This is a genomic window from Nostoc sp. DedQUE07, assembly GCF_034530975.2.
GTDB lineage: Bacteria > Cyanobacteriota > Cyanobacteriia > Cyanobacteriales > Nostocaceae > Nostoc.
Map to the genome: position 1 here is coordinate 46,908 of NZ_JAVRCC020000053.1, position 6,177 is coordinate 53,084.

A 6,177-nucleotide genomic window follows, 5' to 3' on the forward strand; every position below is an offset into this window, starting at 1 on the left:
CTTTTGTTGGCTTACTTACACGAAGCTAAAGACGGGCTAATATCTAGGTTCAATGCCAGATAAAATTAATGTTTCTACCAACTTGCGATCGAGGGGTTGAGAGAAAAAATATCCCTGTGCATATTTGCATTTCATCACTTGAAGTTGTGCCAGTTGCTCTAGTGTTTCTACACCCTCTGCTATTACATCTATATTTAGACTCTGTGCTAGAGCGACGATCGCTTGAATAATCTCTAAGTTTTCTCCATTAGCACCAATCTTAGCAATAAAGGAACGATCGATCTTCAAGGCATTACTGGGAAAGCGGTGCAGGTAACTCAAGGATGAATAGCCGATGCCAAAATCATCTAAGTGTAATTGAATATTCATCTCTTGCAGCTGCGATAGCATAAAAGTTGCTAATTGAATATTCTCCATAAGTACGCTTTCGGTAATTTCCAGCTTTAAACTGCCAACTTCTAAACCAGTCTCTTGGATAATTTGGTTAATTTGCTCAATTAGGCTAGGTTGTGAAAACTGCTTAGTGGAAAGATTTACACTGATTGTTAAAGGTGGGTCAGTAGGAAATTGTAATTGCCAAGCACGCATCTGCCGACAAGCCTCGCCTAGTACCCAATAACCAATAGGGATAATCAGCCCAGTTTCTTCTGCCAGGGGAATAAAGCTGTCTGGAGATATTAATCCGTATTGCGGGTGCTGCCAGCGAACGAGAGCCTCGAAGCCAATAATTTTGTAAGTTTCTAATAAAATAATTGGCTGGTAGTAAACCTGAAACTCCTGGCGTTCAACTGCCCGTCGTAGATCCATCTCTAACTCTAATAGCTTTGTAACTTGGGTGTACATGGTTGAGTCAAATATTTCATGGCGTGCCTTACCCAATGCTTTAGCGCGATACATTGCAATGTCAGCATCGCGCAAGAGTTCCTCCGGTCGGTTGTAACTACCCTTGCTCAGGGCGATGCCAATACTGACGGTGGTAAATACCTCGTACCCACTGAGTTGGAACGCAGATGTCAGAACTTCGTGTATCCGCTCCACTACGCTTGTTACGTCATTGGCATTTTGGAGATCGTCAAGCAAAATTGTAAACTCATCTCCCCCTAGACGGGCAACTGTGTCTCCAGCCCGCAGGCAATTTTCTAATCTACGAGCAAGGGCAGTTAGTAGTTGATCTCCAATTGTATGACCGAGACTATCGTTGACAACTTTGAAGCGATCTAAATCTAGAAAGAGAACAGCGAATCTATAATCTGCACGTCGTTTTGTCAGCATGAGCGCCCGTTCTAGCCGTTCCATAAATAAGGCACGGTTTGGCAGTTTGGTTAGTATATCGTGAAAGGCATCATGAATTAATTGCGCCTCTGCCAGTTTTAGAGCAGTAATGTTGCGAGAAATACTTAAAACAAAATATACTGAACCATCGCTAGCCAATTCAGGCACAAGACGGGTATGGTAATGTCTTGTTTGCTGGGCGATCGCTAAACTGCATTCAAACTCCGTTTCTTCCTTGGTTTGGAAAACTTGCCGAAGCTGGCGATCGCATATCCAGCAAAATTCTTCCGGCAGATTTAACTCTGCGTTTGTTTTGCCGATAAATGTTTCGGCTGATATTCCTGTAATGTTTTCAATAACTGGATTAACGTAAACGTAGCGCAATTGAGGGTTAAATCTGGAAATAATATCGGGTGCATTTTCAATTAGTGCTTTGAATTCTTGCTGGCGACGTGCTAATGCTTCCAGAATTTGGTTGCGCTCGGTGATATCCTGAAAGACCAAAACTGCACCCGTGATATTACCGTTATCATCTTTAATCGCTGCAACACTATCATCAATTGGTATTTCTGTACCGTTTTTAGCGATAAGTATCCTCTGTTCTGGTAGATCGATAGTAACGCCAGACTGAAGGACTTGCGTTACAGGACTTTCAATTATTATACGAGTTTTTTTAGGAGCAATATTGAATACTTCTGCTGCTTCTTTACCAAACGCATCTGAATAATTCCAACCCGTCAGTACCTCCGCAATTGGATTCATAAAAGTCACAGTTCCAGATTCGTCGCTAGTAATCACAGCATCTCCAATACTTTTAAGTACAGTAGTCAGCCATTGTTCATTCTGTTTTAATTTTTTTTCCGTCCGATGTTTAGAAAGAGTAATTTCAATCGTGAATTTTAATTCTTTTTCTTTAAAAGGCTTGAGAATGTAGCCAAACGGCTCTGTTACCTTTGCTCGATTCAATGTTGATTCATCTGCATTAGCAGTCAGATATATGACTGGAATATTAAAAATATTATGAATTATCTGAGCAGCCTCCACACCGTCCATATTTCCTTTAAGGTGAATATCCATTAAAACTAAATCTAAAGAATCGTCTGCTGCTTTCTTAATTGCTTCTTCTCCAGAATCGGCAAGCCCTATAACAGTGTATCCAAATTTCCTGAGCCGATTTTGTATATCCATTGCCACGATGAATTCATCTTCAACAACTAATATATTTACTGGGTTCATGTTTTTATTGAAAATTTAAATTTATAAATTTTTAGTCGGAAATATAATTTTATACTTTACTCCGTTATTGCTGCTAAAATCGATATTGCCTTTTAGCTGATGTGTTAGACCTTTTACTAATCGCAGACCTAATGATTCTGTATTGTGAAAGTCAAAATTTTGGGCAAAACCGACACCATTATCACTGATGGCAAGTATATATAAGTTTACTCCATCAAAGCGAAAGTCAATAGAAATTTCTCCCCCCTCTGTTTGGGGAAAGGCATATTTTAGGGAATTTGAAATAAGTTCATTGATAATTAAGCCGCAAGGAATAGCTGCATCAATGGCTAGAAAAACCTCCTCAACATTCATTTTCAAGGTAATAGCGCTGGAATTAACGTTGTATGAATAAAATAAATTAGTTACTAAATCTTGGATATAGTCGGCAAAATTAATCCTTGCCAAGTCTTGAGATTGATATAGTTTCTCGTGGATCAGAGCCATTGATTCAATCCGGTTCTGGCTATCTTTGAATACCTCAAGAGCTTGATTGTCCTTGAGATACTCTGCTTGCAGGTTGAGCAGACTAGAAATAATCTGCAAGTTATTTTTTACTCGATGATGAATTTCTTTCAATAGCACCTCTTTTTCTTGAAGCGATGCTTTAATCTGCTCCTCTGCTTGTTTACGCTCCCGTCTCACTAGTGCTTCGCGCAACTCGCGGGCAACAGCAGGGGTTAGTCGCGCTAAATTGCCTTTGATGATGTAGTCATGGGCACCAGCCTTCATGGCGGCGACTGCGGTATCTTCACCAATAGTTCCTGAGACGATAATGAATGGCAGGTCAAGTCCACTTTCCTTAACCTGCTTCAATGCAGCAGGGGCGCTAAAGGTGGGCATAGAATAATCGCAGATAACGATATCCCATGTTTGCTCTTTGATCGCAGCTTTCATGGCTGTGGGTGTATCAATCCGTTCAAAGGTTACTTCGTAGCCACCACGTTGTAGTTCGCGCAGCAGCAACAAAGCGTCGTCTTCTGAATCCTCAACAAGTAATACGCGCAGTGGTACACTCATGTAATTCGTAATTCGTAATTCGTAATTCGTAATTCGTAATTAAGAAAGTCAGCCTTACGTCTATAACCTGATTTTGGAGGATTGGGAGAAGCTATATTCTTGGTGGTGATTCGTTTAAGACAAACCAGTACAATCCTAGTTGTCGCACTGCTTCACTGAATTGGGAAAAGTCTACTGGTTTGCGAACATAGCTGTTGGCTCCCAAGCTGTAACCATTGATTAAGTCTTGCTCCTCTTTGGAGGAGGTGAGAATGACGACGGGAAGGATTTTTGTCCTGTCATCGGTTCGCAGGTGTCGTAAAACTTCCAGACCATCCATTTTAGGCAGTTTCAAATCCAAGAGGATGATATGGGGCATAACGTTCATGTCGCGATCGGCGTATACACCTTTACCAAAGAGATAATCTAGAGCTTCCACCCCATCCCGTGCTACTACTACCTCATTCATAATATTGTTTTTCTTGAGTGCCCGTAGGGTGAGCGCTTCATCGTCAGGATTGTCTTCTACAAGTAAAATCATGTTGTATTCCTCTAGTTAAAGGGTGAAGTAAAATGTTGCGCCTTGCTCCACTACGCTTTCTGCCCAGACACGGCCACCATGACGGTGAACAATGCGCTGCACAGTAGCTAATCCGATGCCAGTGCCTTCAAACTCAGTCATGGCGTGTAGGCGCTGAAAAGCACCGAAGAGTTTCTCAACATAGGCCATATCGAAGCCTGTGCCATCATCACGGACAAAATATACATGGGTGTTATTTTGCTGTAAAAGCCCAAATTCTATTCGGGCTTTTTGATGTTTACCTGTAAACTTCCACGCATTACCCAGTAGGTTTTCTAGCACGATCCGTAACAGATGAGCATCACCATTAGCAACCAATCCCGGCGTAATGATAAACTCTACTTGGCGTTCTGGTTGGGTTTTGTGCAACTCTGTAGCGATCGCCTCCACTAGTGCGCTGAGATCGACCTTTTCGTAACGCATCTCACTACGCGTTAATCGTGACAGATTCAGTAAATCGTCGATCAGTTGTGCCATTCGCTGGGTAGCTGCACGCACTCGCTGGAGGTAGTTTTGACCTAGTGCGTCCAGCTTGTCAGCATAATCTTCTAGGAGTGCTTGACTAAAGCCATCGATGCTCCGCAAGGGGGCGCGCAGGTCATGAGACACAGAATAACTAAATGCTTCCATCTCTTTGTTAGTGGCTTCGAGTTGTGCTGTGCGTTCTGCAACTCGCCCCTCAAGCTGGACGTTCAGACGCAGAATCTCTGACTCCGCCTTTTTGCGCTCATTAATTTCAGTTTGTAATTCTTCGTTAGTGTTTCTCAGTTCGGCAGTCTGTTTGTTAACCTCTATTTCTAACTCATCGCGAGCTTTTTGCAGAGAATTTTCCATCCGCTTGCGTTTGACGAGTTCCTGATTGGTAATCGTGGCTGCCAAACCAACGATAAGAGAAGCGATAATGCTGCCAAAAATAGTTAGCAAAGTTGTTTGATGAGCGCTGGCGTTCGCCTCCATTGACCGCTGTTTCAACAACTGATTCTCTTCGTTCTCCATAGCTGTAGTCAGCATTCGGATGTCCTCCATAATTTGCTGACCCCGATCTGTTTGAACTATTTGCAGCGCAGACTCTAAATTTTTGCTCCTAGCGTCGATCGTCTGTTCAATCAAAACCAGTTTTTTGGTTATCAGGGGTTCAAGGCGATCGAGCCGTTGCTGTTGATTCGGGTTATCCACAGTCAATTGGCGCAGAGTCTTAAGTTTCTGAGCAATCTCGCCAGTTGCACTGCGGTAGGGTTCCAAATACCGTTCTTTGCCTGTGAGAAGATAGCCTCGTTGTCCAGTCTCTGCATCTTTGATCTGTGACATTACTTCTTTTGTTTTTTCAAGCACCTCGCGTGTATGTGTTACCCATTGAGCGTTTTCTCTATACTGAAGCAAACTAAGATATGAGATGATGCCAACACCAGTCATAATTGCGACTGCTATTACAAAACTGCCTGTATTCTTTTTGTAAATAGCCCATTCCATTTTTTACCTTCCTAGTTGAAAAAATAGCTGCTGGCTAAATTGGTAAAAACGGTGAGCCAGTGCTGTAGCACGGTAACAGTTGCTCTCTACTGGCTATCTTCTTTTGTTTACGTTCGCGAACAGCGTGTCAGAGACAGAGACTGTGCCAATGAGACGAACCGCGATCGCTGCGTTAGCGCCGTTAGGATCGTCACGCGTTCCCGTCTTTGAAAGAGAAGGGTGACTAGCTGTCCAACTACTCGTCATAGTTTTAGTAATTAATACCAAGTTTCTTAACTTTGAGAGCGAATTAGCTCTAATAAAGGATATCCATATTAATTAATGATTGTGACCGTATATTTGCTGAGACATGAGAAGGCCAATAATAACTTTTGTTAACTAATTCAGTATATTTCCGTAGCTATTTTCCCCAAATTTTCGCTTGCATAAATTACATTAACATGCTATAAAACACCAGTAATTGCACGTAAAAATCTTTACTCATATTAGCTTGATATTAAATTGATTAATAAATACGTAGACTAGATATAGCAATCTGATTTGATTTCTGAATTAATCGTAGGGACTAGGGACTGGGGACC

The 6,177-nt window shown here is 41.9% G+C and carries 5 protein-coding genes; all 5 read right to left on the reverse strand.

Annotated elements, in window-relative coordinates; all coding sequences use genetic code 11:
* Nucleotides 1-36: 36 nt before the first annotated feature.
* A complete protein-coding gene (locus RMZ95_RS27955) occupies nt 37-2,508 on the reverse strand; it encodes an EAL domain-containing protein (protein ID WP_322683509.1) in 2,472 nt (823 codons plus the stop codon).
* Nucleotides 2,509-2,529: 21 nt separating this feature from the next.
* On the reverse strand, nt 2,530-3,567 hold the full coding sequence (locus RMZ95_RS27960; RefSeq protein WP_322683510.1) for a sensor histidine kinase: 1,038 nt from the start codon (nt 3,565-3,567) through the stop codon (nt 2,530-2,532).
* Between the two features lie 91 nt (nt 3,568-3,658).
* Complete coding sequence (locus RMZ95_RS27965; RefSeq protein ID WP_292861307.1) at nt 3,659-4,087, reverse strand: response regulator; 429 nt, start codon at nt 4,085-4,087, stop codon at nt 3,659-3,661.
* A gap of 15 nt (nt 4,088-4,102) precedes the next feature.
* The gene (locus RMZ95_RS27970) at nt 4,103-5,596 is read right to left on the reverse strand and encodes a sensor histidine kinase (RefSeq protein ID WP_322683511.1); all 1,494 of its coding nucleotides are present in this window, start codon (nt 5,594-5,596) and stop codon (nt 4,103-4,105) included.
* Nucleotides 5,597-5,689: 93 nt separating this feature from the next.
* Nucleotides 5,690-5,842 carry a hypothetical protein gene (locus tag RMZ95_RS27975; RefSeq protein WP_322671138.1) on the reverse strand — a complete coding sequence of 51 codons (153 nt, stop codon included), beginning with the start codon at nt 5,840-5,842 and terminating at the stop codon, nt 5,690-5,692.
* Nucleotides 5,843-6,177: the final 335 nt, after the last annotated feature.

Bases quoted from the DNA above. Each gene is read 5' to 3' on its own strand.
- RMZ95_RS27955 (WP_322683509.1), bottom strand. From the start codon at position 2,508: ATGAACCCAGTAAATATATTAGTTGTTGAAGATGAATTCATCGTGGCA.
- RMZ95_RS27960 (WP_322683510.1), bottom strand. From the start codon at position 3,567: ATGAGTGTACCACTGCGCGTATTACTTGTTGAGGATTCAGAAGACGAC.
- RMZ95_RS27965 (WP_292861307.1), bottom strand. From the start codon at position 4,087: ATGATTTTACTTGTAGAAGACAATCCTGACGATGAAGCGCTCACCCTA.
- RMZ95_RS27970 (WP_322683511.1), bottom strand. From the start codon at position 5,596: ATGGAATGGGCTATTTACAAAAAGAATACAGGCAGTTTTGTAATAGCA.
- RMZ95_RS27975 (WP_322671138.1), bottom strand. From the start codon at position 5,842: ATGACGAGTAGTTGGACAGCTAGTCACCCTTCTCTTTCAAAGACGGGA.